Origin of the sequence: Psychrobacter sp. T6-4, assembly GCF_052258425.1 — a bacterium.
In the GTDB taxonomy this organism is placed as follows: domain Bacteria; phylum Pseudomonadota; class Gammaproteobacteria; order Pseudomonadales; family Moraxellaceae; genus Psychrobacter.
Genome location: NZ_JBQQEZ010000003.1, coordinates 1 through 25,371 on the forward strand (window position 1 = coordinate 1; position 25,371 = coordinate 25,371).

21 protein-coding genes are annotated in these 25,371 nt (G+C 45.4%); 6 read left to right on the plus strand and 15 right to left on the minus strand.

Annotation, left to right across the window (positions count from 1 at the left end; all coding sequences use genetic code 11):
- Window positions 1–131: 131 nt before the first annotated feature.
- The 6 genes from ACTXGE_RS02825 to ACTXGE_RS02850 all read right to left on the minus strand — a co-directional run bounded on the left by ACTXGE_RS02825 (window position 132) and on the right by ACTXGE_RS02850 (window position 8,457).
- The gene (locus ACTXGE_RS02825; protein WP_443541933.1) at window positions 132–1,505 is read right to left on the minus strand and encodes an NAD-dependent succinate-semialdehyde dehydrogenase; all 1,374 of its coding nucleotides are present in this window, start codon (window positions 1,503–1,505) and stop codon (window positions 132–134) included.
- A gap of 258 nt (window positions 1,506–1,763) precedes the next feature.
- Window positions 1,764–2,903 (minus strand): agmatine deiminase, encoded by a 1,140-nt coding sequence (aguA, locus tag ACTXGE_RS02830; protein WP_443541931.1) that lies wholly within the window; start codon window positions 2,901–2,903, stop codon window positions 1,764–1,766.
- Between the two features lie 58 nt (window positions 2,904–2,961).
- The gene (gene aguB / locus ACTXGE_RS02835; protein ID WP_443541929.1) at window positions 2,962–3,831 is read right to left on the minus strand and encodes an N-carbamoylputrescine amidase; all 870 of its coding nucleotides are present in this window, start codon (window positions 3,829–3,831) and stop codon (window positions 2,962–2,964) included.
- Window positions 3,832–4,071: 240 nt separating this feature from the next.
- Window positions 4,072–5,565, minus strand: coding sequence for a Na+/H+ antiporter NhaC family protein (locus ACTXGE_RS02840; protein ID WP_317198508.1), 1,494 nt, complete (start codon window positions 5,563–5,565; stop codon window positions 4,072–4,074).
- Window positions 5,566–5,729: 164 nt separating this feature from the next.
- Complete coding sequence (locus tag ACTXGE_RS02845) at window positions 5,730–7,112, minus strand: NAD(P)/FAD-dependent oxidoreductase (protein WP_443541927.1); 1,383 nt, start codon at window positions 7,110–7,112, stop codon at window positions 5,730–5,732.
- Between the two features lies 1 nt (window position 7,113).
- On the minus strand, window positions 7,114–8,457 hold the full coding sequence (locus tag ACTXGE_RS02850; protein WP_443541925.1) for a glutamine synthetase family protein: 1,344 nt from the start codon (window positions 8,455–8,457) through the stop codon (window positions 7,114–7,116).
- 409 nt (window positions 8,458–8,866) lie between these two features.
- On the opposite strand from ACTXGE_RS02850, the gene ACTXGE_RS02855 reads away from it, so the two are divergent.
- Both ACTXGE_RS02855 and ACTXGE_RS02860 read left to right on the plus strand, forming a co-directional pair.
- The gene (locus tag ACTXGE_RS02855; RefSeq protein ID WP_317198505.1) at window positions 8,867–9,610 is read left to right on the plus strand and encodes a gamma-glutamyl-gamma-aminobutyrate hydrolase family protein; all 744 of its coding nucleotides are present in this window, start codon (window positions 8,867–8,869) and stop codon (window positions 9,608–9,610) included.
- The gene (locus tag ACTXGE_RS02860) at window positions 9,582–10,364 is read left to right on the plus strand and encodes a cupin domain-containing protein (protein WP_317198504.1); all 783 of its coding nucleotides are present in this window, start codon (window positions 9,582–9,584) and stop codon (window positions 10,362–10,364) included. Before ACTXGE_RS02855 ends, ACTXGE_RS02860 begins: the two co-directional genes overlap by 29 nt.
- Here ACTXGE_RS02860 and ACTXGE_RS02865 read toward each other — a convergent pair.
- The 3 genes from ACTXGE_RS02865 to ACTXGE_RS02875 all read right to left on the minus strand — a co-directional run bounded on the left by ACTXGE_RS02865 (window position 10,358) and on the right by ACTXGE_RS02875 (window position 14,111).
- The gene (locus ACTXGE_RS02865) at window positions 10,358–11,743 is read right to left on the minus strand and encodes a glycosyltransferase (RefSeq protein WP_443560266.1); all 1,386 of its coding nucleotides are present in this window, start codon (window positions 11,741–11,743) and stop codon (window positions 10,358–10,360) included. The genes ACTXGE_RS02860 and ACTXGE_RS02865 overlap by 7 nt on opposite strands.
- 177 nt (window positions 11,744–11,920) lie before the next feature.
- The gene (locus ACTXGE_RS02870; RefSeq protein WP_443541921.1) at window positions 11,921–12,793 is read right to left on the minus strand and encodes a TIGR03915 family putative DNA repair protein; all 873 of its coding nucleotides are present in this window, start codon (window positions 12,791–12,793) and stop codon (window positions 11,921–11,923) included.
- Between the two features lie 49 nt (window positions 12,794–12,842).
- The gene (locus ACTXGE_RS02875; RefSeq protein ID WP_443541919.1) at window positions 12,843–14,111 is read right to left on the minus strand and encodes a putative DNA modification/repair radical SAM protein; all 1,269 of its coding nucleotides are present in this window, start codon (window positions 14,109–14,111) and stop codon (window positions 12,843–12,845) included.
- 251 nt (window positions 14,112–14,362) lie between these two features.
- Between ACTXGE_RS02875 and ACTXGE_RS02880 the strand changes: the two genes are divergently transcribed.
- Window positions 14,363–14,914: a hypothetical protein gene (locus ACTXGE_RS02880; RefSeq protein ID WP_317198501.1), complete on the plus strand. Its 552-nt coding sequence runs from the start codon at window positions 14,363–14,365 to the stop codon at window positions 14,912–14,914.
- 185 nt (window positions 14,915–15,099) lie between these two features.
- Here the strand turns inward: ACTXGE_RS02880 and ACTXGE_RS02885 are convergent, their stop codons facing one another.
- The 5 genes from ACTXGE_RS02885 to ACTXGE_RS02905 all read right to left on the minus strand — a co-directional run bounded on the left by ACTXGE_RS02885 (window position 15,100) and on the right by ACTXGE_RS02905 (window position 21,656).
- On the minus strand, window positions 15,100–15,237 hold the full coding sequence (locus ACTXGE_RS02885; RefSeq protein ID WP_317198500.1) for a hypothetical protein: 138 nt from the start codon (window positions 15,235–15,237) through the stop codon (window positions 15,100–15,102).
- Window positions 15,238–15,470: 233 nt separating this feature from the next.
- Window positions 15,471–15,947: a transcription elongation factor GreA gene (gene greA / locus ACTXGE_RS02890; RefSeq protein ID WP_443541917.1), complete on the minus strand. Its 477-nt coding sequence runs from the start codon at window positions 15,945–15,947 to the stop codon at window positions 15,471–15,473.
- A gap of 296 nt (window positions 15,948–16,243) precedes the next feature.
- Window positions 16,244–19,498 (minus strand): carbamoyl-phosphate synthase large subunit, encoded by a 3,255-nt coding sequence (gene carB / locus ACTXGE_RS02895; RefSeq protein ID WP_443541915.1) that lies wholly within the window; start codon window positions 19,496–19,498, stop codon window positions 16,244–16,246.
- Window positions 19,499–19,545: 47 nt separating this feature from the next.
- Complete coding sequence (gene carA / locus ACTXGE_RS02900; protein ID WP_443541950.1) at window positions 19,546–20,793, minus strand: glutamine-hydrolyzing carbamoyl-phosphate synthase small subunit; 1,248 nt, start codon at window positions 20,791–20,793, stop codon at window positions 19,546–19,548.
- 311 nt (window positions 20,794–21,104) lie between these two features.
- Window positions 21,105–21,656, minus strand: a complete 552-nt coding sequence (locus ACTXGE_RS02905) for a phosphatase PAP2 family protein (RefSeq protein WP_443560268.1) — start codon at window positions 21,654–21,656, stop codon at window positions 21,105–21,107.
- 509 nt (window positions 21,657–22,165) lie between these two features.
- On the opposite strand from ACTXGE_RS02905, the gene ACTXGE_RS02910 reads away from it, so the two are divergent.
- A complete protein-coding gene (locus ACTXGE_RS02910) occupies window positions 22,166–22,702 on the plus strand; it encodes a gamma carbonic anhydrase family protein (protein ID WP_435949222.1) in 537 nt (178 codons plus the stop codon).
- A gap of 51 nt (window positions 22,703–22,753) precedes the next feature.
- Here ACTXGE_RS02910 and ACTXGE_RS02915 read toward each other — a convergent pair whose 3' ends face one another.
- Complete coding sequence (locus tag ACTXGE_RS02915; RefSeq protein WP_443541911.1) at window positions 22,754–23,209, minus strand: hypothetical protein; 456 nt, start codon at window positions 23,207–23,209, stop codon at window positions 22,754–22,756.
- Window positions 23,210–23,362: 153 nt separating this feature from the next.
- Between ACTXGE_RS02915 and ACTXGE_RS02920 the strand changes: the two genes are divergently transcribed.
- A complete protein-coding gene (locus tag ACTXGE_RS02920) occupies window positions 23,363–24,061 on the plus strand; it encodes an HAD family hydrolase (RefSeq protein WP_443541910.1) in 699 nt (232 codons plus the stop codon).
- A 207-nt stretch (window positions 24,062–24,268) separates the two neighbouring features.
- A protein-coding gene (gene prfB, locus ACTXGE_RS02925; RefSeq protein ID WP_443541908.1) for a peptide chain release factor 2 occupies window positions 24,269–25,364 on the plus strand; the annotation gives its coding sequence in 2 pieces (ribosomal slippage) (window positions 24,269–24,340 and window positions 24,342–25,364; 1,095 coding nt in all).
- Window positions 25,365–25,371: the final 7 nt, after the last annotated feature.

The window sequence follows — 25,371 nt, forward strand, 5'->3', positions numbered from 1 at the left end:
AGGACTAAGCCCTGTACAGTACAGAACTCAGTCCTTGTTATAAACTTAAACCGTCCAAGTTTCGGGGGGCAGTTCACGATAACGTTAGGCTTTTGTTTGTTTAAAGATTAGTTTTTTGAAGCAGCTAGAGATTAAGACTTATCACGAATAAGCTTATAGTTTAAGAATTCAGTGATACCTAATGTGCCAAGCTCACGACCAAATCCTGAGCGTTTAACACCGCCAAATGGCGTGTTGGCCTCAGATCCAGACGGAGCGTTAATAGTGACCATACCGACTTCTAACTTGTCAGCGATATCAGCGGCGAGATCGGCATCTTGCGTTTGAATAGAAGCGCCTAAACCAAAGGGTACGTCGTTAGCAATCTCGATAGCATGAGCGATATCGCGCGCTTTATAAACGACAGCAACCGGGCCAAATAGCTCTTCGCTATAGACGTTCATAGAGCTGTCGACATCAGCGAGGACGGCAGGCGCAAACCAAGCACCTGCTTTGTCATTACTCATGCCGCCTTCAACCAGTACCGTAGCCCCGCCTTCGATTGCACTATCGAGCTGCTTTTGTAGATTTTCAGCAGCGCTCTGTGAGGACATAGGACCGATAAAGGTATCTTCTTGCATAGGATCAGCGGCTGAAATACCGCGAACCGCATCAGTAAAGCCTTGTACAAATGGCTCATAGACGTCTTCTACTACGATTAGACGTTTAGCCGCGTTACAGGCTTGTCCTGTATTACCGAAGCGACCAACAATAGCGTTTTGCACCGCTTGAGCGATATCAGCATCTGCGGTCACGATAAAGGCATCAGAACCACCAAGCTCTAGCACGACTTTTTTAAGCGCGCCGCCAGCTATTTTGGCTACTGCTGCACCTGCGCGCTCAGAGCCTGTCAATGACACGCCTTGTACACGCTTGTCTTCAATAATAGTTGCCGCTTGATCGTTAGTGGCATACACATTATTATAAACGCCTTCTGGAAGACCGGCATCTTTTAGGATATCAACGATGACTTCTGCGGTATTGGGACACTGTGGCGCGTGCTTTAAGATAATGGTATTGCCAGCGACGACGTTTGGTGCGACAAAGCGAGCGACCTGATAGTGCGGATAGTTCCATGGCATGATACCGAGCAGTGCGCCAACGGGGAGTTTTTTGACTGAGGCTGAACCTTCATCCACATCGATGGTATTAGGCGCTAATAGCTCTTGGGCGTTGTCCGCATAGTAGCGATAGATCTGCGCAACTAGGCTAAGCTCACCTTTGGCTTGTGCGACAGGCTTGCCCATTTCAGTGGCAATGATACGTGCCAACTCATCTTGACGCTCGTCATAGAGGTCAGCTACTTTATTGAGTATATCTGTGCGCTCGCTAAGCGAGGTTTTTTGCCACTCTTGATAAGCACTGTCTGCTTGTTCAATAGCATTTTGGATATCTTGGTCGGTGGCAGTAGTGTAGGTATTTTCAACTTCGCCTGTAGCGGGATTGGTAACTTGATATTCGCTCATATATGTTCCTTGGGTTAAATTCCATTTTAGTTATTTTATAAAAATCATAATGATAACTAGAGGGTAAGCAAGAATTGCCTACGTACTCATGACGATAATATAGCATATGATACGGATGCCTATACGCAAATAATCGATTAAACAAAACCTATTGACAAAAATATGTTGATTAAATCAATGACTTACTTAGACGGATACGATTGGCTACTGTATTTCTTACGCCCATCTGTCTTGTATCACTTTTGATTATATAAAAGACTAGGACTGACCGGCTGGCTGCTGTTGAGTGATACAGTGGATATTGCCGCCGCCATAGACAATCTCACGAGTTTGCACGCCTATGATCTGATGATGAGGAAAGATATTCTCAAGCTGGGCAAGCGCTAGGCTATCGTTACTATCCTCGTATTGCGGTACGATTACCGCGTTATTACAGATTAAAAAGTTAGCATACGAGGCAATACATAAATCACCAGATTGGCGCGCTTTGGCATCATCAGACGGCGCGATGTTATAGTTTTTGGGCAAGGTGACCGCCTCCTTGGTACAGCACAGCTTATGCACCTTTAAACGTCTGCCCTTTGCATCTGTCATATGTGATAACTGCTGATAGGCTTTTTGTGTGGCGGCAAAGAATGGGTGAGTCGGGTCGTCGGTGAACAGACACACCACTTCGCCAGGACGGGCAAAGCAAGCGATATCATCGATATGTCCCGTGGTCTCATCAGGATCAATGCCGTCGTCTAGCCACAGCACTTTTTGCGCATTTAGATAAGTCTTAAGGGTGTCCTCAATTTGTGACTCATTTAAGTGCGGATTACGCCCAGGGCTCAGCAAGCACATGCGAGTCGTCAACACGGTACCTTCGCCATCAACATGAAACGCGCCGCCCTCCATCACAAAGTTGTCTGTGCGGTAGCGCTTGATATCTAAATAATCACATAGGCGCGCAGCAAGCTTATCGTCATTGTCCCAAGGCGCGTACAGACCATCAACGTTGCCGCCCCACGCATTAAATACCCAATCACAAGCGCGCAGCTCGCGGTTATGGTTAATCAAAAACGTCGGAACAATGTCACGCGCCCACGCATCATCACTTAGCATGGCGATGACTTCGATATTCTCAGGCAAGCTATCACGGCACTCTTGATAATCTATAGGATTGACGAGCACGGCAACCGCGCAAAATGGCTCAATTGCCAATGCTACTGCTCTATAAGCGGCTTTGGCAGGGACCGCATTATCACGCCAATTATCCGCCCGGTGCGGCCAGACCATCCAAACCTTGTCTATAGGCTCAAACTCAGCTGGCATGTAAAAGCCGTCTGCGACTGGAGTAGAATTCAAGATTAAACTTTTAGATAAGGGCTCTTGTCTTTGTTTATTGGATGTCGACATATAAACCACCTTTGTAAATAGGCTATTGGGTTAATAAGCTTTTGGAGGTAATCGCGGATTAGCCGTGAGTCAGTAAAGTGCCATACATGGAGGGACGGCGGTCGCGAAACACGCCCCATTGCTGACGATCACGGGCAAGCTTATCCAGATCAAAACTGGCACTTATGATCTCAGGTTTATCCGCTGACGCTTCTTTAATAATCTCGCCGCGCCCATCAGTAATAAACGAGCTACCGTAGAATGACATGATGCTATCAGTGCCTTTTTGCGTTATCGTCTCTGAACCGATACGGTTAGAGGCAATTACGGGCATGAGATTGGCGGCCGCATGACCTTGCATACAGCGCTGCCAGTGTCCCTTTGACTCTATACCAAGCGTGGGCTCATCGCCAATTGCTGTGGGGTAGAGTTGTAATTCGGCACCCATTAGCGCCATACTACGCGCGCATTCTGGAAACCATTGATCCCAGCAAATACCCACGCCTATCTTGGCATATTTAGTCTCCCACACCTTAAATCCTGTATCCCCTGGGGTAAAGTAGAACTTCTCAGCATAAGGAATGCCATCTGGGATATGGGTTTTACGATAAGTGCCAAGTACCTCTCCATCAGCATCAATGATGGTCACACTATTAAAAAAGGTATTGCCTGAGCGCTCATAAAAGCTAATGGGCAAGACTACTTTTAGCTCTTTCGCTAGTGTCTTAAAGTGCGTGATAGCGGCGTTATTCTCGACGGTGCTTGCCAGTTTAAAATAATCAAAGTCGTGAACTTGGCAAAAATAAGGCGTCTCAAACAACTCTTGCAGCAAAATGATGTTGGCACCCGCTTTTGCAGCCTTAGTGACCAAGTTGCTTGCTGTATCGATGTTCTTTTGCTTATCCCAACCACAAGCCATTTGGGTCGTTGCAACGGTAACCGTACGCATAAGAAGATTCCTTTTAGTGATAATAAATAGAATATAGGCCAAAACGATTCAGCGAAGTTGAAATAGCTTTTTATGGTGTGCTTTGCCTATACCGACTGCGAAAACATCATTCCAATCTTGCGCTACAACACGACGTGTCCGTTTTACTTAATTGGTAATCAATAATGGGCAATTACCGATTCGCAATTGCCCATTGTGTTGTAACAATACTGTATCGTTAATAGTTGCGCTTATTACCGCTTACGCCATCAAAAACCCCAAACCTAAGAAGGTCACAACGGACAGTCCAGCACCGAGCAGAGCATAGGGAAACTGCGTAAAGGCATGTTGCATCGGTGAGCACCCAGCGCCTTGAGCGGCAAGTAATGAGGAGTCACTAAAGAAACAAGCATGGCTACCAAAAGAGGATGCGGACAGTAAAGCACCAATCATAAGTGGTGTGCTTACGCCAAGCGCCAAAGAGATCGGGAATACAATCGGCATGGCAAGGACATATAGACCCCAGCTCGAAGAGGTTGCAAACGTCAAGAACGCCATAACCGCAAAGATAACCGCAGGGAAAATAATAATAGTCATATAAGGCGTGATCGCATCGATGACGTACGTGGTCATACCAAGCTCATCGTTAATCTCTTTTAAAAAGAAACCACCGATAACGGTTGATAGCGGATACAGCATGACTTTAAAGCCTTTAAATATCGCCTCAACTTGAGTCTCGAACGCTAAAATACCTTGTACCCAGTACACTACGACAGTCACAAAACAGGTTAATAAGGCACCGCGCAGCAAATCAATCTCAAAATAAATAGTAGAGACGATAAGCAAAATCATTGGAAAGGCAAAGTTTGCAATATTGGCTTTAAATGACAGTTTGCGTTTGGCTTTAACGTTAGAGACCAGCTGCTCCTCGACAAAAGCTTCAGGGACAGGGTTGCCCGATTTTGCTCGTGCTTCAGCTTTTTTCATCGGGCCCCAATCGCCCAAAATACCATAAGCGACCAAGAATACGATGAGTAGAGCAAACCAAGCATAGGCCATATACGGAATAGCAGTAATATAAAGACCAATACCTTCGCCGTCGCCTGCAACGCCGTTCTCTTCTAGTAGTCCTGCAAAGTATACTGCCCAAGTCGATATAGGGACGATAATACACATAGGAGCTGCGGTAGAGTCGACGATGTAAGCGAGCTTCTCACGGGAGACGTGATAGACATCGGTCAGTTTTTTGACAGAGGTCGATACTGCCAGACAGTTGAGATAATCATCGATAAAGACCACGACACCTAACGCAAAAGTAGCTAACAAGGATTGCCGGCGTGACTTGATAATTTTTTGTAGCCATTCACTAAAGCCATCCAAGCAGCCGCTGATCTCAAGCAACTGAATGAGGCCGCCCATCAAGCCACACACAAGGACAATCCAAATAATAGTCTCATTACCGAGTACCAAAGAGATATTGTCCGCAAAAGGGGAGACCAAGTCAAAGGGGTTGAGCATGACAAGACCCGCCACGCAGCCCGCTATCATTGACTCAAAAGGACGTCTTGAGACAATGGCGGTAACTAGGACAAGAAGGGTCGGTAATAAAGACAATGCGCCCCAAGACTGGTCCGCATCACGGCTAGTGGCTAGCCAGGCAAAAACAAGATAGATCGCAACAGCTGCGACTACGGTCAAAAACACTCGCTTATTATGATACTGCTGCTCAACTGCTTTGTTGAGTTTCATGTTCATAAATACACTCCCTGTAAACGCTCATTATTTTTATAGAGCAAAATCACTCTTATTTATGGTCGGCAAGTTGTCATCTATCCACTTGCCAAAAACCATCACAACACTCCTTTGTTGTGATGGGGTCATGCTAACAAGTAAAACAAATCGCTTGATTCATATAGCCACTACAAACCAGTGCGATCCTTTAGGGCATACCACCACGATCCCATGACAGAGTAAGGCACACGTAGCGCGCGCCCACCTGGGAAGGGTATCCATGGGATCTTGGTAAAAGTATCAAATTCATCAGTTTTGCCGTTGATAGCATCTGCTAAGATCTGACCAAATAGGTGCGAGCCGGTGACGCCATGACCGCTATAGCCATGAGCAAAATAGACACGCTCGTGTAATTTACCTAGCTGGGGCACGCGCGAAAATGACAAGGCAAAGTTACCGCTCCACGCGTAATCGACTTTAGCGTCACGTAGCTGCGGAAAAATTTTGTGCATATTAGGGACGATTTTGGCAGCGATATCCGCAGGATCTTGACCACCGTAAACAGAGCCGCCACCAAATAACATGCGTTTGTCGGCTGATAGACGATAATAGTCCAAGATATAACGCACATCCTCGACACAAACGTCAGAGGGAATCAGCGTATCAGCTAAATCACCGAGAGGTTCAGTAGCGATAATCTGGGTGGATACTGGCATAACGCGGTCGGTGAGCTTGGGGATGACTTTATTGAGATAGGCATTACCGCAGATAACCGCTTGCTGACAAGTCACTGTGCCAAACTCGGTAATGATTTTGATCGCATCATCACCATACTCAACGTCGACAACCAAAGTATTCTCGTAGATAGTGCCGCCTTTTTGCTCAACAGCTGCCGCTTCGCCTAACGCTAAGTTTAGCGGGTGAAAATGTCCGCCTGAGTGATCGATGATGCCGCCGACATAAGCGTCGGTATTGATATACTGCTCGATGCCTTGCTTGTCCAGCATCTCGCGATCATGCATACCGTGGCTCTCCCACAGCGTATGCGTATTTTGTAAGTCCTTTAATTGACTGGCATTAAAGGCGGCAAAGATGTTTTTTTCTTTAAGATCGCAGTCGATATTATAGTCATGAATAAAGCGGCGAATGATTTTGCCGCCGCGCGTGACCAATTTACCCACAAAATCTGCGTTCTCTTGACCATAAGACTTTTTAATCTTCTCAAGGCTAGCATTAAGCCCATTAACGATTTGACCGCCGTTACGACCAGAAGCACCCCAACCAATCTGCGCGCCTTCTAGTACCACGACTTCGTGATCGCTCTCAAGCAAATGCAGCGCTGCTGAGAGGCCACTATAGCCGCCGCCAACCACACAGATCTCAGCCTGAATGTCGTCTTTTAATGTGGGGCGATCAGGCTTTGGGTTACGACTAGCAGCATAGTAGCTGTCAGGGTACTTTCCTTTGTCAGAGTAGTGCGGAATATTGCGCGTATTGTTGCTCGCATGACTAGGCGGTTTACTCATCTGCGTGTTTTGCTCATTGGGCGGTGTAATAGGGCTATTTGACATCTTAGACATCCTGTAGATAAGTGAGGTATTCAAGATTGGTAACTTGCTGAGCAAAGCGCTTGGCTTCTTGCTTTTTGACTGCAGTGAGCAGCTCAATCATCTCGGTTGGGAATAGCGCATCGATCAGATCGCTCTCTTCAAACTTACGAATCGCTGAGAGCCAATCTAACGGTAGCAGTTTAAGCTCAGTCTCATCATAAGTAATATCATTGATGGGGTTTGGCGCTGCAAGCTTATTCTCAATGCCATAGAGCATGCCGGCAAGTACGGCGCTACAGACAAGATATGGATTGGCGTCAGCACCTGATACGCGGTGCTCAATACGGCGCGCGCGCGAGTCGCCGCCTGGTATACGGACTGCCGCCGTACGGTTCTCATAGCCCCATGACACATTGTTTGGTGCAAGTGTCCCTGGGGTAAATCTGCGATAAGAGTTCACATGCGGGGCGAACAGCAAGGTGCAATCAGACATCGTTGCAAGCAGACCTGCTACGGCGTGACGCAGCATGTCTGAGCCTTCATCACTACCATCATCAAAGACATTGTTACCGTCTTTGTCGAGCAAGCTACAATGCACATGAAAGCCATTACCAGATTGCAGACCAAAGGGCTTTGCCATAAAGGTGGCGGTCAGCTTACGGCGCGCGGCGACAGTTTTGACCACTTGTTTGAACAATACCGCATCATCAGCGGCCTTGAGCGGATCATCGACATGCAATAGATTTATCTCAAACTGACCGCAGCCGTTTTCAGCTAAGGCGGCATCGACTGGAATATCGAGCTTTTTGCACTGCTCGTAGATCTCATCCAAAAACTCATCGAATTGCAGTAGATCGTTAATACTTAAGATAGAGGTTTTGTTGAGCCTTAGACCGTTTTTTGGACGAATAGGCGGCTTAGGTGTCTCGCCCTCAACATAATCAACCAGATAAAACTCAAGCTCAGTTGCCATAACAGGCGTAAGGCCAAGCGCTTTAAAGCGTTTACTGATGTAATCGAGCACGTGTCTGGCATCACCATAATATGGCTCATTGTCTTCGGTATAGAGCCAAACAGGCAATAGTGATGAGGGCGCACTAGTATTTAATAGTGGAAAAGCGGCACGACCAGTAGGACGAGCAATAGCATCTATATCGCCATTAGACTGAGAGGACTCGATGACATCTGCGCCCCAAATATCGACACCCAAAATAGAGAGCGGCAAGCGGATACTACCGTTTTGCGCTTTGTCCATTTGATCAAAAGGAATACGCTTACCACGTAGTAAGCCGTTGATGTCGCCTGCTGCAATATAAACATATTGCGTAATGTCTGTAGAGTCGACCATTCCGTTGGTTGCCGTCATATCCGTTTTCCTGTTGAAGTAATAAAAACTGTGTTCTATGTATCATAAAACCAGAGTGATAAATCGTATCGATAATAAACGCTAATCTTATATTTCTTCTGCCAAATGAGTGACTTAGCTAATGACGGTTCGCATTTGCGAGTTATGCTATTGCTATCTTTAGTATGGCTAATGAATTACAATATATTACCGAAACTTATAGTTGTCAATTTTTATTTAAAAAGTATCGTAAATAGGCTTTAAAAGTCGTTTTTAATCATTAATACAAAGAAGTGTGATTTATAGTTTACATTTTGATAAGCTCCGTGTTAAATTTCAATAGAGCAAAAATGTATCGCGACTACAACTTCACCTACTACTATATTTTTATCTACTACTATATTTTTACCCACTACTTAGGAATCATTTTATGCAGCCATCTAAACCTATTATCGCCATCGTATCTTGTCACAAGATGATCGATGGACAACCGGGTCAGTCGGTATATCAAAAATATATCGATGCGGTACAGCACTATGGTGGCAATGCGATTTTATTGCCCAATACGGCAGCTGAAGATGATAATTTTGAGGCGCTGATGACTATGGTTGACGGGATTTTATTGACAGGAAGTTATAGCAATGTCGCTCCAGATAGATACGGCGCGACCCACATTGAAGAAAAACAAGATCTTGGCCGCGATGCGCTGAGCTTTAAACTGCTTGCTTATGCGGACAAAAATGACGTGCCCCTGTTTGCAGTATGCCGCGGGCATCAAGAGATGAACGTCTATTTTGAGGGAACGCTATACCCTGATTGGCGCGATGTTGAGGGGTTTTTTGAGCCGCATTTGGAGGACAGTACCCAGCCTCTAGAGGTACAATATCAGCCCGTACACGATGTCCTCATTCAACCTGAGGGCAGATTGGCAGCGTTTGGTGACACATGGCATGTGAACTCGCTACACAAGCAGGCTATTAATAAAGTGGGCGCGCGTCTATTCGTTGAGGCAGTCGCCCGTGATGGAATGATAGAGGCGATAAGCTTATTAGAACATCCATTCATGATTGGTGTACAATGGCATCCTGAGTTAAATTATGCGCAAGATCACTTGTCCAAGTTTTTATTCACGGAATTTATCGACCATGCCCGCAAAAAATCTACCAAGCAGTAAGCACCAAGACCATAAAACGACTTTTAATGATGATGAGGTTAGTAATAACCACACTATTGATAGTGATGACAATAGTGACGATGAGGCGTGCGCCAGTGCAAATAGTCTCAATCAAGACGTCGACATCGATAACGGCTTAGACAATGAAGCTGAAAATGACGGGTTAGATACTCACGCTACTCCGCAAAAAAGCGAGTTGCAAGAAGAGAATATCGGCAAAAAGGTCAATCAGCTGCGCCTAGCTAAGGGCTACTCGCAGCGTAAACTTGCTAGAATGGCGGGACTCACGAATACTTCTATTAGCTCCATCGAGCGCAATAAAGTCAGTCCAGCGGTCAATACCTTAAAAGCGATACTTGAGGTGTTAGGTTCTGATCTTACTACCTTCTTTAGTGATGAATGGCAAGAGCCAAAAGCTAGAGTGGTCGTCACGCCAAAGGATTTATTGGAGCTTAGTGAGCCTGGCTGCCGCGTATCACTTAAGCAAGTGTATAACCATAGTACCACTAAAAATTTAGGGTTTTTGATAGAGACTTATCAGCCGAACAGCTCGACTGAGGAGAAGATTGCGCACGAGGGAGAGGAGATAGGCACGGTAATTGAGGGCAAGATTTTGATACGAATCGATGAGACGACTTATCTGCTCAACAAAGGCGACAGCTACGTCATCGATACCAATCGCCCGCACACGTTCATGAATCCAAGCGATAGTATTGCACGTGTTATCAGCGCGCATACGCCGACGACTTATTGAGGAGTGCTACTTTTGTTAGTGCCCTCTTTATTAACCGTTTTTTCTTGAGAAGGGTTAGGGCTTGTGCTTGAATGATTTGAGCGACCTGTTTGCTTTTTGAGTATTATTTTAGAGTCGCCCATAGCTTTTGGCGGCTTTTTTAATAGCTCAACTTTGGTATTGCTCACCCTTTTGTGTGAAGACTCCACCATAGGATTGTCCGCTTTGAGCTGTTTTTTGACTCTTTTGGCGGCAGAGGCATTGAGCAGCAATTGTTCCTCAAGGAGCGCCTGATCATGTAGCGCGTTGTAGACGGCTAGGGTTTCGCTAATCATTTCACGCATGGTAAATTCGTTGGTCATCTCAGGCCGAGTTACGCTCTCAAGCTGATGCCTGACCGTTTTACAAAGGGCAACAGCATTGTATTTTTTGACCAGTCCCTGCGGGTATAAAGGTTGCAAAATCTCACTAAAAGCGGCCTGATCCCAGCCCACAACAGGCGTACCTAAATGAATAGCCTGTAGGGCATTGATACCGATAGATTCTGGCTGATTGGCTAGCGCCATGACAATATTGGCCGCTGACAACCATTCGCGCATATCATTGCGCTTACTACCCACATAAGTAATACGCTCAGCCAAACCTAATGCATTAGCGCGCTGACGAAAGTCCTCATGCGCCACATCGCTCTCTCGGTAATCCTCATCCATAATAATAGCGTGAATCAGCGGAAAGTCTTCTTGCAGATTCCCCAAGATATCAATGAGCCATTCTTGACCATACTCATTGCCGATAATCGTAGGAAATACCAGCCACTTTTTGTGTTCAAGCTCAGGATATTCTGCAAAGGTATGACGCAGCCAGTACACCGAAGGATTATGCCGATAAGGATAACGGCGCGTATCAACGCCGCGGTAGATACGCTTGATAACTTTGGGATCGGCCTCTTCTCGGCGCAGACCCCGTTTTAGATAATTGGTCACGCTGTCAGATACTGTGATGATAGTATCGACATCAAGCAGAGCTTGCGAGTATTTATTGATCGGATAAAAGCCGTACATCGTGGAGACCAGCTTTGGCATACGTTTTATTTTGGCTCTTTTAAGCGCTAAATGCAGTATCCAGGCAGGCGTTCTTGAATGAATATGAATAACGTCAGGGCTATGCTTTTCGACCAAACGCCGCAGGGTATTGACCTGTAATAGTGACAGCCAAGACTTTTTATTCATGTGCAGTTGATGGTAGATATTGCCATCACGCTCCAAACGCTTGACGAGGTCATTATCTTTGTCAGCGCTGGCGACGATGATAGAGGTATGACCGTTTTTGACCAGCGCACGCCCAAGATGAAAGATACCGCGTTCGGATTCATCGTGTTTTAAGGAGGAGAGCAGGCGCATAACGATCATAATAAAAGGCGACAACCATAAAATATAATAAGCTGAGAATATAGTAAGCTGATATTGTCAGTCATAAACACAAAAAACTCAACCTTATAACTAGATTGAGTTCTATAAATAAAGTTGAGTTTTTTTGTTGATACTTTTTAATGAAGCATTTTTGCTAGCATCTTTCTTTTACCTTTTCTTTTGAAGGTAGTCAGCATCAGGCAAAATTTGCTTTTCGCTCAAATATTTCCAGTAGCGCTGCGGCATGTGTTGCCTATGCAGGCGAGTGTTTTTGCGCTCTTTGATATTGACGTTAGTAAAATACCCTTGCCAAAAGCGCTGATAGCGCTGCTCATCCTCGCTATGAACACTGGCAGGATTACGCAGTACCGCGTCATCGAGATCGGTAATAGTCTGTAAGTCAGCAGGACGCGTCTGTGTGCTCAAGCTTTTATCAAAATAGATGCCATAGCCGCGTGCCAAATCATAGATTGCCCAGTGCTGATCTTGATAGCGCTGACGAAAATGCTCACCAATAATAGGCAGCACGTTAAAGTCAGGCTCAATGCGCGCAAAATAAATATCGTCAGTGGTATGCTCAAAACGTACAAAAGCCTCCATACGATGTTTTTCGCGGTGCACAGACTTAACGGTCTGTACCAACTCCAAAACGTCTAGATGACCTAAATCTTCCAAAACATTGCGCCGAGGAAAATCAATCGCGTATTTGACGATATGAAATAGCGTCGTACCAATATGATCTTTTTCAGATAAAAATCCCCACAAGAGCTTGCGCATACCAGAGCGGCCAAGCAGGGCATTGAGTTTTTTGAGGACGCGCTGCGCCTGCTCATCACTAGTTGTCAGGGTCGTGGCCGTGCTAATGAGTGAGGGCACATAGCGATCCTCGGCGACAAGCTGCAATAGCTCATGGTTTTGCAGTTTGTGTTCATAGACGTAATAGACCGCACTGAGCCAACCCTCAAAGGTCGGCTCATATATCAAGATAGTCGGCGTCACCTGACCCATTGCAAAGTTATCTTTTAAGACAAGCTGCGACATAAATCATCCTATAGCTATTTGATGGTTTTGAGCAAGACTTACGAGCATATTAAAACAGTGCCAGCTGACCACTACGCTGGTCTTTGTATTTGGTTTGCGTTTGTGCAAGTACATACTGGCGAAAGTTGTCACGCGTGAGATGCGATAGATGCTCGTTTTTACCCGTCGTGGCAATGAAGTACTTGGCACGATTGACCGCGGCTCCCATCTTTTTTAGGTGCTCTAAGGTCAACTGATTGAATTTGCGTGCTTTAACGATTTTTCTCGCTGTTCTAGTACCAATACCTGGGATACGTACGATCATGTCATAGCTTGCGGTTTGAATATTAACCGGAAAATGCTCGCGATGACGTATCGCCCAAGCCAGCTTTGGATCGCAGTCTAAGTCCAAAAATGGGGATTCAGGCTCGACGATTTCGTGCGCACCAAAACCATAAAAACGCATGAGCCAATCAGCCTGATACAGACGGTTTTCGCGTACCATAGGGACAGGCGTGCCAATCGCTGGCAGGCGAGTGTCAGAGAGCATCGGTACGTAGCCTGAGTAGTAAACACGCTTGAGATCATACTCTTTATAAAAATGGCTAGACAACTGAATCACTTGCAGATCCGTCTCATTACTCGCACCTACAATCATTTGGCTGGTTTGACCCGCTGGTACAAATTTCGGTGCTTTTTTATGCTTTTTTTGGCTCTCGCGGATGGTGATGATTTCAGTCTTTACCGTTTCCATCGGTGCTTTTAATTCGTCATGCGACTTCTCAGGAGCAAGCAGTGCCAAACCTGATTTGGTCGGTATTTCAATATTAACACTGAGACGATCCGCGTACAGACCTGCTTCTAATAAAAGCTCTTTTGAGGCCCCAGGAATGGTCTTTAGATGAATATATCCATTAAAGCGCTCACGAGTACGCAGTATCTTGGCGACCTCAACCAAGCGCTCCATCGTATAGTCACCACTCTTAAAAATACCTGAGCTCAAAAATAGCCCCTCGATATAGTTACGACGATAAAACTGCATGGTGAGATCAACCACTTCTTCAACGCTAAAAGCCGCGCGCGGGGTGTCATTGCTTTTGCGAGAAGTACAGTATGCACAATCATAAATACAATGATTGGTGAGTAAGATTTTGAGGAGGCTGACGCAGCGACCGTCTTCAGTATAGCTGTGACAGATACCTGTCGCTGAAGCATCACCCAAACCGCCGCCTTGATTTTTGCGCGTGCCAGCAGATGATGAGCAAGACACATCATATTTGGCCGCATCGGCTAAGATGTTGAGTTTGCCTTGAAGTCTTTCGTAATTGATGGTTGCCATAGAGGAGATTACCAATTCGTTAGTAGGGTGCTATTTTACCAAAATGCTCTGTAAGTCACTGTAATCATGAGAGAATTTTCCAAACAATACGACAAGTAGTGTCGTATTATGAATATGTAAGGTGGTAAATAGTGGCTTTACATATATTTTAGAAGCTAAGCTTTGTAGCTTTATCCATAAGCCATTTTTCCAGTAGCCATTCTAACCTTGAGTCTATAAACTCATCAGAATAATATTTTAAAGAAAATCCTATGCTAAATAAGTTTAAAAAAAAATCAGCATCTCAAAAGTTTGATACGTTTCTAAATGTCTCGTTGATATCCTTCATCATTGTACTCAATTTTTTGGAATGGCAAGGTAGAGGTTTTCCGCAGGAGTCGGAACTGCAATACACTGAGGGTATCATCACTGATACAGGGTTTAGTATAGCCTTACAATCTATCGAAGACCCCAATCAGATAACGCTTTATGGCTGTAGCTATAATGTGCTTGGTAGTATTACCTCTGGATCGTGTATAGACCCTAAATATCTTGAACCAAGGCTCGGTAAAGATGCAAAAATTGGATGGTACTATCAGCCCGATTTTTTAGGCGCATCCAATAAATTACCACAATTAGTTGTTTTAGAAGTTGAGGGAGCAGAGGAGGATCTGCAAATAACCTACGAAGATACTAAAAGCCTAATTTTCGATCAAAACATGATAGGAGTGCTCACTACGTCAATCTTAGGTTTTGGTTTTATCTTTTTTATGACAAAACTTAATAATATAATTAATAGACCAATTCTATATAAAGAAAAATGATATTTTCTAAATCTCAGATATTTTTGTCACTGCATCAAGCAGTTATATCCTAAGCTTAAAGCAGCGTTTTACCATATCCATGAGCAAAACGCTATCATAAAAAAAGGTCTGGTGGACTAAATGCTTAGCCCACCAGACCTTTTATCAACTTTAATATTTTTTTATTTTTAACCTCAGTTTTATTTTTATTGAACCTTGGCGCGTATGACCATAGTATTGCCAACTTGCTGGATAGTTTGGTAACTATCACCGCCAGTGGTAGCAAGCGTTGGTAATAGTTTGTTTAGTGACAATAGCTGTACGCCATTCGGCAGTGACACCATTGCCTTGATATCATTGACTGGCTGCGTGGTAGTATTGGTATAAATAGTGTGGTAAGAGTCCTTTATATAAAGTAACTAATCAGCTATTTAATTAAAATTGAACTGATTATTTACTAAATTTAAGGAATTAAAACAGTAGCATTGTGTAATTTGAATAAAAAAATACCCCAAATGATCAAGTAAACTCACCTTAATCAGTTGAGGTAGGTTAGCGAAGCTAAGGCTGAGCTAAATTAGCTATAGATCACTTTCATGATCTCATACTCGACCACGCCTTTTGGCGTTTCGATACGGGCTTCGTCACCCTCAGACTTGCCAATAAGACCACGAGCGATAGGGGAGTTGACCGAGATTTTACCTGCTTTAAAGTCCGCTTCATCGTCGCCTACGATCTGGTAGCGTTTTTCTTCTTCGGTGTTCATGTTTTCAATGACGACTGTGACACCGAATACCACGCGGCCTTCTTGTTTGAGGGTTGAGATATCGATCACTTGCGCGCCGCCAAGCTTGGCTTCGATATCACGAATACGCGCTTCACAAAAGCCTTGTTGCTCACGTGCAGCATGGTATTCAGCGTTTTCTTTGAGGTCACCATGTTCGCGCGCCTCGGCGATAGAGGCAGTAATACGCGGACGATCGACCGTTTTTAACTGCTTTAATTCGGCTTCTAAAGCTGCGTGTCCTTCTAGAGTCATAGGGTAGCGTTGCATGATTTTTCCTTTAACCAATAACATCACACCACCTCCTACTCCTAGCGGATAGTGAGATGGTGCTAGTGGGGGTTGAATCTAATAATAAGAGAGGGCTTAGCGCTACGATAGCCAGTAATGCTACATGAGCGAAACAGACGTACTAAAAAGCATAGTCGCAGTCTTGCCACTATGCTTTTTTAAAAGTATGGGTATAAGCCAACAAAATTGTCGTTACGCCTAATCTACTGAATTTATCAAATTAAGTCAATAGAGTAAATATATACCGCCTGACAAGTCAAGCTCGACACGTTGAGTTAAGCTATAGGTTTGGCCTGTGCATGCAAGTCTTGTAGCTTATAAACATCGAAAGGCAAATCAATAGCGTAAGACTTACAAACTGCGTCAGCTGCGCCTAGAGTCGTCACATAAAACACTTTACCTTGCAAAGCGCTGCGGCGAATAGAGAATGAATCCTCTTGTGCCTGCTTGCCTTCAGTGGTATTGATAATAAGGTCGATTTTGCCATTTTTCAAGGCATCGACAATGTGCGGGCGACCCTCAGTGACCTTGTTGATTTGCTGACAGTCAATACCAGCATCAGCGAGTACCTGTTGCGTGCCAGTGGTCGCTACGATATCAAAGCCATAATCAACCAGCTGGCGGGCGATAGGGGCAATCTGCGCTTTATCGCTATCACGTACCGAGATAAAGACCGTTTTGCTCTCGCCGTCAGTGGGCAAACCAGGCAGGCGCTCATTACTACCAATAACCGCTTTATAAAAGGCCTCGCCAAAGGTTTTACCAACGCCCATGACCTCACCCGTTGATTTCATCTCAGGGCTCAAGATTGGATCAACACCTGGGAACTTGGCGAAGGGGAATACGGACTCTTTAACCGCAAAAAACGACGGTACAATCTCCGTCATAAAGCCTTGATCTTTGAGCGACGTGCCTGCCATACAGCGCGCGGCAACCTGTGCAAGGGAGGTACCGATACATTTAGAGACAAAGGGTACCGTACGCGCCGCGCGAGGATTAACCTCTAAGATATAAACGGTCTCGCCTTTGACCGCGAACTGAACGTTCATCAAGCCAACCACACCAAGCTCTTTTGCCATAGCGATAGTCTGCTCGCGCATGACATCACATAGCTCATCTGATAGTGAGTAAGGTGGCAATGAACAGGCTGAGTCGCCAGAGTGCACGCCTGCTTGTTCAATATGCTGCATGATGCCGCCGATGACCACATCAGTGCCATCACTGACACAATCGACATCAACTTCAATAGCGTCGTCTAAGAAGCGATCTAGCAGTACCGGCGCTTCATTAGAGGCTTGAACGGCGGTGCGCAGGTAATGTCTAAGTTCATCTTCGTTATAGACAATCTCCATCGCGCGGCCGCCGAGTACGTATGAGGGGCGTACGACTAATGGATAGCCGACGTCTTTGGCTTTTACTAAACCGTCCTCTAAGCTCGTCGCAAGCGCGTTTGAGGGCTGAATGAGGTTTAACTGATGAATCATGTGCTGGAAGCGTTCACGATCTTCTGCGCGATCAATAGCATCCGGACTTGTACCGATGATGTTGACGCCTGCTGATTCCAAAGCGCGGGCAAGTTTCAATGGGGTTTGACCACCGAACTGAACGATGACGCCATCAGGTTGCTCTATACGGACGATCTCAAGCACGTCTTCTAACGTAATCGGCTCAAAGTAGAGGCGATCTGAGGTATCATAATCGGTCGAAACCGTCTCAGGGTTACAGTTAACCATGATGGTTTCATAGCCATCTTCACGCATGGCAAGAGCGGCGTGTACGCAGCAATAATCAAACTCAATGCCTTGACCGATACGATTGGGACCGCCGCCGATAACCATGATTTTTTTCTTGTCAGTCGGATTGGCCTCACATTCGCTATCGTAGCTTGAGTACATATAAGCGGTGCTCGTCGCAAACTCTGCTGCTGCCGTATCTACGCGCTTATAAACAGGATAGATGTTTAAATCCCAACGCTTTTTGCGCAGCTGTTTTTGTGAGACGCCAAGTAATTTCGCCAAACGTAAATCCGACAAGCCTTTACGCTTAAACTGACGAAGGTTGGTCTCATTTAAGCCGCCAAAGCCTAGCGCGCGTACTCGAGTTTCAGTCTCGATGATATCTTCAATCTGCACGAGGAACCACGGGTCAATATTGGTCAGCTTAAACACTTCATCAACGCTCATGCCGATACGAAAGGCGTCGCCAATATAAAAGATGCGCTCAGGCGTTGGAATAGTCAGGCGATTGGTAATCTCGCTACGAGCTTTGCTGGTGCTAACTTTAGCTAAGTCAATTTGCTCATCAAAACCATCTGCACCCGTCTCTAAGCCGCGCAGTGCTTTTTGCATAGATTCTTGAAAGTTACGGCCAATCGCCATCACTTCACCGACCGACTTCATCTGTGTCGATAAGATATTATCTGCTTGCGGGAATTTTTCAAAGTTAAAGCGTGGAATCTTGGTGACGACATAATCCAGCGTTGGCTCAAAGCTCGCTGGCGTTGCGCCGCCAGTGATATCGTTTTGCAGCTCATCCAAGGTATAACCGACGGCTAATTTGGCGGCGATACGCGCAATCGGAAAGCCTGTTGCCTTTGAGGCGAGCGCTGATGAACGCGACACGCGCGGGTTCATCTCAATGACGACCATACGGCCTGTCTTAGGATTGATACCGAACTGTACGTTTGAGCCGCCCGTCTCAACGCCGATCTCACGCAGTACCGCAAGGGAGGCGTTACGCATGATTTGATATTCTTTATCTGTCAAAGTCTGCGCTGGGGCGACAGTGATAGAGTCGCCGGTGTGCACGCCCATCGGATCAAAGTTCTCAATGGTACAGACGATGATACAGTTGTCATTTTTGTCACGAACGACTTCAGTTTCGTACTCTTTCCAGCCAATCAAGGACTCATCGATCAAGAGCTGATGAGTTGGCGATAAATCAAAACCGCGCTCGCAAATCTCGATAAATTCATCGCGGTTATATGCGATACCACCACCTGAGCCGCCCATAGTAAACGAGGGGCGTATGATACACGGATAGCCCATTTTTTCTTGGGTGGCAAAGGCTTCTTCCATGGTATTGGCAGTCTCAGCGCGCGGACATTCCAGACCGATACGTTTCATCGCTTGGTCAAAAAGCTCACGATCCTCTGCCATCTCGATGGCGTCTTTGGTCGCACCAATCAGCTCACAGTTGTATTTTTTGAGTACGCCATGCTTGTCCAAATCTAGCGCACAGTTGAGTGCGGTCTGTCCGCCCATCGTCGGCAAGATGGCATCGGGGCGCTCGACATCGATGATTTGCTCAACCGTTTGCCAAGTAATCGGCTCGATATAAGTGGCATCCGCCATATCGGGATCAGTCATGATGGTGGCTGGGTTTGAGTTGACCAAAATAACTCGGTAGCCTTCTTCACGAAGAGCTTTACACGCCTGCGCGCCTGAATAGTCAAACTCGCACGCTTGGCCGATGACGATGGGGCCTGCGCCAATGATAAGAATGCTTTTTATGTCGGTACGTTTTGGCATTTAGATGTGTCCTTCAATAATAGGTTTGGCAAGGTTGGCAATTTTACTCAAATCGTTGTCTTAACTTTTTTATTCTTATCCATCATCTGCGCAAACTTAGCAAATAATTCAGCGGCGTCATGCGGGCCAGGACTCGCTTCTGGATGACCTTGGAAGCTAAATACGGGTTTATTGGTCAGCTCAATACCTTGGTTAGTTCCGTCAAACAATGAGCGATGGGTGACTTTGACGTTATCGGGTAAGCTGGTTTCATCAACCGCAAAGCCATGGTTTTGACTAGTAATCATCACCAAACCGGTGTCCAAATCTTGTACCGGATGATTGGCACCATGATGACCGAACTTCATCTTCATCGTATCCGCGCCGCTGGCAAGCCCAACGAGCTGATGGCCTAAGCAGATACCAAAGGTGGGAATATCCGTCTCTTCGATGATATGACGCACGCTATCGATAGCATAATCACAGGCTGCTGGATCACCAGGACCGTTCGATAAGAAGATGCCGTCTGGGTTCATCGCCAGTACGTCGTCAATTGGCGTTTGCGCAGGGACGACGGTCACGCGTGCGCCGATATCGACCAGCATACGTAGGATATTGGTCTTGGTGCCGAAGTCATAAGCGACGACATTGTATTTGTGCTCGATATGGGTACCAAGCTGCTTATAGAACCCGCCCGTACCGCTATCATGGCTACCAGGTGCATCGCGGTTGAGCAGGGTGTCTGACAATTCCCACGTACCCGTCGTCCACTCAAAGCCATCTGGATGAGTCGCTTCTTTTGCCAGATCCATACCCTTAAGACCGGCAAAGTCTTTTGCCAGTTGGATGGCCTGCTGTACATCATCGTCACTGATGGTCTCGCCATTTGAGGCGGTCATGATGCAGCCGTTTTGAGCACCTTGCTCACGCAAAAGACGAGTCAATCGACGGGTGTCAATCTCAGCTATAGCCACGGTATCGTGACGCTTGAGGTAGTCGCTTAGTGATTCGGTGTTACGAAAGTTTGAGGTGACCATTGTCGCATCACGGATAATGAGACCCTCAGCCCATATCTGCTGTTTAAAGTCGATATTGCCCGCTTCACTGTCCTCATCGTTGGTACCTGTATTGCCGATATGCGGGTAGGTGAGGGTGACCAATTGACGCGCGTAGCTTGGGTCTGTGAGGATCTCTTGATAGCCTGTCATCGCTGTATTAAAGACGACTTCACCGACGCGGTGACCTTGGCTGCCTATACTGATACCGCGAAATACTGTACCGTCTGCTAGTGCCAAAATTGCTTGTGTCTGGGTCAATGATTTCAAGGATTGCCTCCGCTATTAGTGATAAGTGCCATCGAGTTTTGTTTATATAAAGGGCTGCTTGCGTAGACCTTTAGTAGCATCATTTAAATTAGTTAATGATTACTTGATAAAAGGGCTGGGAGCAAAAATTTCCCACAAAAAAGCGAGAAGACATCATAGATGGAATTTACAACACTCACAGATTAGTGAAGAGGTAACTCGCATCATGTCCACTCGCTTAGGCATAGATTTTGCGCATTATACTAGAGTTTTATGATTAGAGCTAGCATTGTACGTGTGAATAAATGCTATGAGCATAGCTCTTATTCAAACTGATAATGCAGACTCAAACCGTAGTAATCAGGCGCAAGGCTGGTGGCAATATGCAACTTATCATCATAGCTTTTGGTGAGATACATACTACTAGCAATACCTAATAGGGCACCTGCAAAGACGTCGCCTGCGTCATGCTCATCGGACTCTATTCTGCTGTAGCTGACAAACCCTGCGCCAATGTAGGCGGGAATACTATACTCAAATCCGTAACGTTTATGGATGAAGCTGGCCCCTTGAAAGGCGACTGAAGCATGACTCGAAGGAAAAGAGTTATCGCCCTCACCATTGGGGCGCTCTTTATCAACGACGGCTTTTAGCGCATAAGTCGTCGCTACAGTGGTGCCAAAGGATCGATAAAACTGTCCGCGACCTTTTTTGTCATCAAAATAATAGGTGCTACCATAGGCGATTGCTGGAATAGCTACCGCAACGACGCTACCTGCTTTTTCTAGGTTTGAGTTACTGTCCGCGTAACTGACATTCATTATTAGTGAGCTGCTAGCTAATAGTAATAAAGACAGGGGTATGTGGCTATTCATAGCAAGGTTTCCAAAGATGCTTTTGTTTATGACTGTCAAAGTGGTATTATTCGCATCACTAATTAGTGTTTAGGGCGCCCCCATTTTAGGGTAATTAACTCTTATAACCTATGAAATTTTTATCAAATTTCAATCGTCCGTTTTTGATAGCTAATTTTCAAGATTTTACTTATTAAGTACTAGGGCGTGTTGAACATTCAACCATGGCACTGCTGATGGCTACTAGTTTATCAAAGATGTGTTCCAGAGACGGCGTAAGTTAAAGATAATGTCTAGACCTTAGCTTGACTTGCAACACACTGCTTATATAGAGCTGGGGGGCAATTTTAGCATCAGCCTGAAAGGACAGGACTCTTTTTTGCCGCTCCTTTGATAAAAATAGACGCTTAGAATAACTAAACTTACTATTTTTATCTTTGAATCGCCCAAAAAATAGTCTCTGTCAGTGCGTATTTGTGAATTATCAAACACGCCCTACAATGCTTTTTTATAATTAACAAGGATACGTTATGATTTATCAATATTTAGAAAAAAAGCCTGAATTTGCTAGCCCTTTTAATGGCTGGGTCGCTGATACGGCGCGCGTTATAGGCGATGTATATTTAGGTCATCAAGCTAGCGTCTGGTTTGGCGCGGTTATTCGCGGCGATAATGAGCGCATTCATATTGGCGACTATAGTAATGTACAAGAAAATAGCGTGATTCATACTGACGCAGGCATCGAGGTCAAAATCGGCAATCACGTGACCATCGGACATTTGGCTATGTTGCATGGCTGTGAGATTGATGATAATAGCTTGATCGGTATCGGTGCGGTGATATTAAACAATGCCAAAATCGGCAAAAACTGTATCATCGGTGCCAAGGCATTGGTGACAGAGGGCAAAGTGATTCCAGATAATTCTCTTGTAATGGGCGCACCTGCCAAAGTCGTCAAAACCTTGAGCGATGAGCAAGCCGCTATGCTAAAGCTCTCTGCTATGCATTATGCAGATCGCTGTCAAAAGTTTAAGACCGGTCTGGTTGAGATTGAGCAGCCAGAGTAAAGCTCTGTCAGACTAGAGGCTTTTTTTGCAAAATTATATATACAAATGGCTCTATACCACTAGCATCATAACCAGCCAAATAATAGCAAAGATAACAATGCCAAAGACCATACCGCGAAAGACATCGTGGCGTACTGAGTAATCATTACTATAAGGCTTGCTATGAGCGCTATCACTTAAATTCAAGGCGCTAACGCTATCAGCGCCTGAGCTTTTGCCAACGACAAAACCGATAATGATACCCAGCAAACACAGCGCAGGCGTAAATAACCAAAATATATCACCGCTACCTATGCCTAGCACTGAGCGAATAACAACGATAGCTAAGTCGATAACTAAACCGCCAAATCCATAAAGCGCGCCATTTAATAGCGCATATACGAGGCGCTCGCTAAAGGATTGATACTCCTCGCCCATTCGGCGACGCCTAATCTCTTTGATTGAACGTGCAGGACGCCGAGGCTTGGCAAACACACTCGGTTTTGGCTTTTGCTTAATAGGTTTCATAACGTTTTTTGTCATTTGGCTTGTATTGAGTGGTTGTACTTTATAGTTGTACAGACATGATGGTAAGCTAGCATGATTTTACGTACTTAGTCGTCTATTTACTCAACTTTTGCGTGTATTATTTACCAATTTTGTTATTTCTGAGATTTCAATATGAGCACATCATCTGCAAACGATTTACGTACGTTAGCACTGTTCGATCTTGACCATACCTTACTTGATGTCGACAGTGATTATTTATGGGGCGAATATATCGTCAAACACAACCTTGTAGACGAAGCCGAATATCGCACTGCTAATCAAAAATTCTATAACGATTATATTGAAGGCACGCTTGATGCCACTGAGTATAACGAATTTGTCGCACAGTTTTTGAGCACTCTGCCGATGGACAGACTTTGTGAGCTGCGCGAAGACTATATCAAGTCAGAGATTGAGCCGCATATCAGACCAAAAGCGATGGAGGTATTGTGTCATCATATTGAACAAGGTCATGACGTGGTGATTATCTCAGCGACCAATGACTTTGTGGTCTCTGCCATCGCTAAGCGTTTTGGGATAGAGGACGCCAATGTATTATCAACGCCTCTTGAGATCGTCGATGAGCGTTATACGGGCAAGCTTAATGACAAGCCCAATTTCAAAGAAGGTAAAATTTATCATCTGGATAAATGGATCGATAAAAAACAGTTGAACGGCATTAAATTTGAGAAAACGTATGCTTATTCAGACTCCAAAAACGATATCCCGCTACTTGAATGGGCGGATGTGGCAGTTTGCGTGTCGCCTGACAAGGCTTTGCATGCGCATGCATTAGCACATCGCTGGGCGGTTGAGGATTGGTCGATTTAGCTTATAATTACTCAGTGATGTCATTGTAATGAGTAGTCGACAACATCAATCTTAATAAAAATTATTTTTGACGTAGGCTGGGTTTTAACCCTGAGAAGCGTCAAAAAATTACACTGTAATTTTAGCTTTGCAAGGGAAATTCTTTAAATAGAATTTTCGTGAACCATTTTAAAACACATAAATAATTGTTAGACAACAGGAAAATCAATGGAAATCAATCCCTACCAAGAACAAATCAAAGACTTATCGATACGCGGACAGGATCTCCGGAGGTATCTTTGACTTTGATGGTAAGCAAGAGCGCCTCGAGGAAGTCAATTTAGAAATGGAGAGTCCTGATCTATGGAATGACACTGAGCGCGCCACCAAAATCAGCAAAGAAAAAAGCCAGCTCGATGGCGTTATTGAGGTGGTAGTATCGCTTGAGACTACGCTAGAGGATGCGGCGGCCATGCTTGAGCTGGCGGTAGAAGCTGAGGATGAATCTCTACTTAAAGATGTACAAAGCGAGCTTGATCAAGCTGAAAAACGTGTCGCTGATTTGGAATTTCGCCGTATGTTTAGCGGTGAGATGGATCCCAATAATTGCTACTTAGATATCCAATCAGGCAGCGGCGGCACTGAAGCACAAGATTGGGCAGAGATGCTATTGCGTATGTATACGCGCTGGGCAGAGGCGCACGGTTTTAAGGTGGATGTCATCGAGGTGTCCTCTGGTAGCGTCGCGGGTATTAAGTCGGCGACTATCGAGATCAAAGGCGATTATGCCTTTGGCTGGCTACGCACTGAGATTGGCGTGCATCGCTTGGTACGCAAATCGCCGTTTGACAGTAATAACGGTCGTCATACCTCGTTTGCCGCCGTCTTTGTGTCGCCTGAGATTGACGATGATATCGAGATCGATATCAATCCAGCGGACTTGCGCATTGATACCTACCGCTCATCGGGCGCAGGCGGTCAGCACGTCAACACCACGGATTCTGCGGTACGTATCACTCACGAGCCAAGCGGCGTGGTGGTGACCTGTCAAAACGAGCGTAGTCAGCACGGTAACAAGGCGACCGCAATGAAAATGCTACGCGCCAAGCTTTATGAGCTTGAGATGCAAAAACGTATGGAGTCACAACAAGCGGTCGAGGATAATAAGTCTGATGTCGGTTGGGGTAGTCAAATTCGCTCGTATGTGCTTGATGATTCGCGTATCAAAGACTTGCGTACGGGCATTGAGACCTTTAATACGGGTGCGGTACTCGACGGCGATCTCGATCAATTTATCGAAGCGAGTCTTAAGGCAGGATTGTAAAAACACT

What these genes read in the sequence shown, in the direction of transcription:
- ACTXGE_RS02825 (WP_443541933.1), bottom strand. Translation starts at nt 1,505, where the DNA reads ATGAGCGAATATCAAGTTACCAATCCCGCTACAGGCGAAGTTGAAAAT.
- ACTXGE_RS02865 (WP_443560266.1), bottom strand. Translation starts at nt 11,743, where the DNA reads ATGCGCCTGCTCTCCTCCTTAAAACACGATGAATCCGAACGCGGTATC.
- greA (WP_443541917.1), bottom strand. Translation starts at nt 15,947, where the DNA reads ATGCAACGCTACCCTATGACTCTAGAAGGACACGCAGCTTTAGAAGCC.
- ACTXGE_RS02840 (WP_317198508.1), bottom strand. Translation starts at nt 5,565, where the DNA reads ATGAACATGAAACTCAACAAAGCAGTTGAGCAGCAGTATCATAATAAG.
- ACTXGE_RS02845 (WP_443541927.1), bottom strand. Translation starts at nt 7,112, where the DNA reads ATGTCAAATAGCCCTATTACACCGCCCAATGAGCAAAACACGCAGATG.
- ACTXGE_RS02860 (WP_317198504.1), top strand. Translation starts at nt 9,582, where the DNA reads ATGCCCGCAAAAAATCTACCAAGCAGTAAGCACCAAGACCATAAAACG.
- aguA (WP_443541931.1), bottom strand. Translation starts at nt 2,903, where the DNA reads ATGTCGACATCCAATAAACAAAGACAAGAGCCCTTATCTAAAAGTTTA.
- aguB (WP_443541929.1), bottom strand. Translation starts at nt 3,831, where the DNA reads ATGCGTACGGTTACCGTTGCAACGACCCAAATGGCTTGTGGTTGGGAT.
- ACTXGE_RS02870 (WP_443541921.1), bottom strand. Translation starts at nt 12,793, where the DNA reads ATGTCGCAGCTTGTCTTAAAAGATAACTTTGCAATGGGTCAGGTGACG.
- ACTXGE_RS02875 (WP_443541919.1), bottom strand. Translation starts at nt 14,111, where the DNA reads ATGGCAACCATCAATTACGAAAGACTTCAAGGCAAACTCAACATCTTA.
- carB (WP_443541915.1), bottom strand. Translation starts at nt 19,498, where the DNA reads ATGCCAAAACGTACCGACATAAAAAGCATTCTTATCATTGGCGCAGGC.
- ACTXGE_RS02915 (WP_443541911.1), bottom strand. Translation starts at nt 23,209, where the DNA reads ATGAAACCTATTAAGCAAAAGCCAAAACCGAGTGTGTTTGCCAAGCCT.
- ACTXGE_RS02920 (WP_443541910.1), top strand. Translation starts at nt 23,363, where the DNA reads ATGAGCACATCATCTGCAAACGATTTACGTACGTTAGCACTGTTCGAT.
- ACTXGE_RS02910 (WP_435949222.1), top strand. Translation starts at nt 22,166, where the DNA reads ATGATTTATCAATATTTAGAAAAAAAGCCTGAATTTGCTAGCCCTTTT.
- ACTXGE_RS02850 (WP_443541925.1), bottom strand. Translation starts at nt 8,457, where the DNA reads ATGACGGCAACCAACGGAATGGTCGACTCTACAGACATTACGCAATAT.
- ACTXGE_RS02905 (WP_443560268.1), bottom strand. Translation starts at nt 21,656, where the DNA reads ATGAATAGCCACATACCCCTGTCTTTATTACTATTAGCTAGCAGCTCA.
- ACTXGE_RS02885 (WP_317198500.1), bottom strand. Translation starts at nt 15,237, where the DNA reads ATGGTGTCACTGCCGAATGGCGTACAGCTATTGTCACTAAACAAACTA.
- ACTXGE_RS02880 (WP_317198501.1), top strand. Translation starts at nt 14,363, where the DNA reads ATGCTAAATAAGTTTAAAAAAAAATCAGCATCTCAAAAGTTTGATACG.
- ACTXGE_RS02855 (WP_317198505.1), top strand. Translation starts at nt 8,867, where the DNA reads ATGCAGCCATCTAAACCTATTATCGCCATCGTATCTTGTCACAAGATG.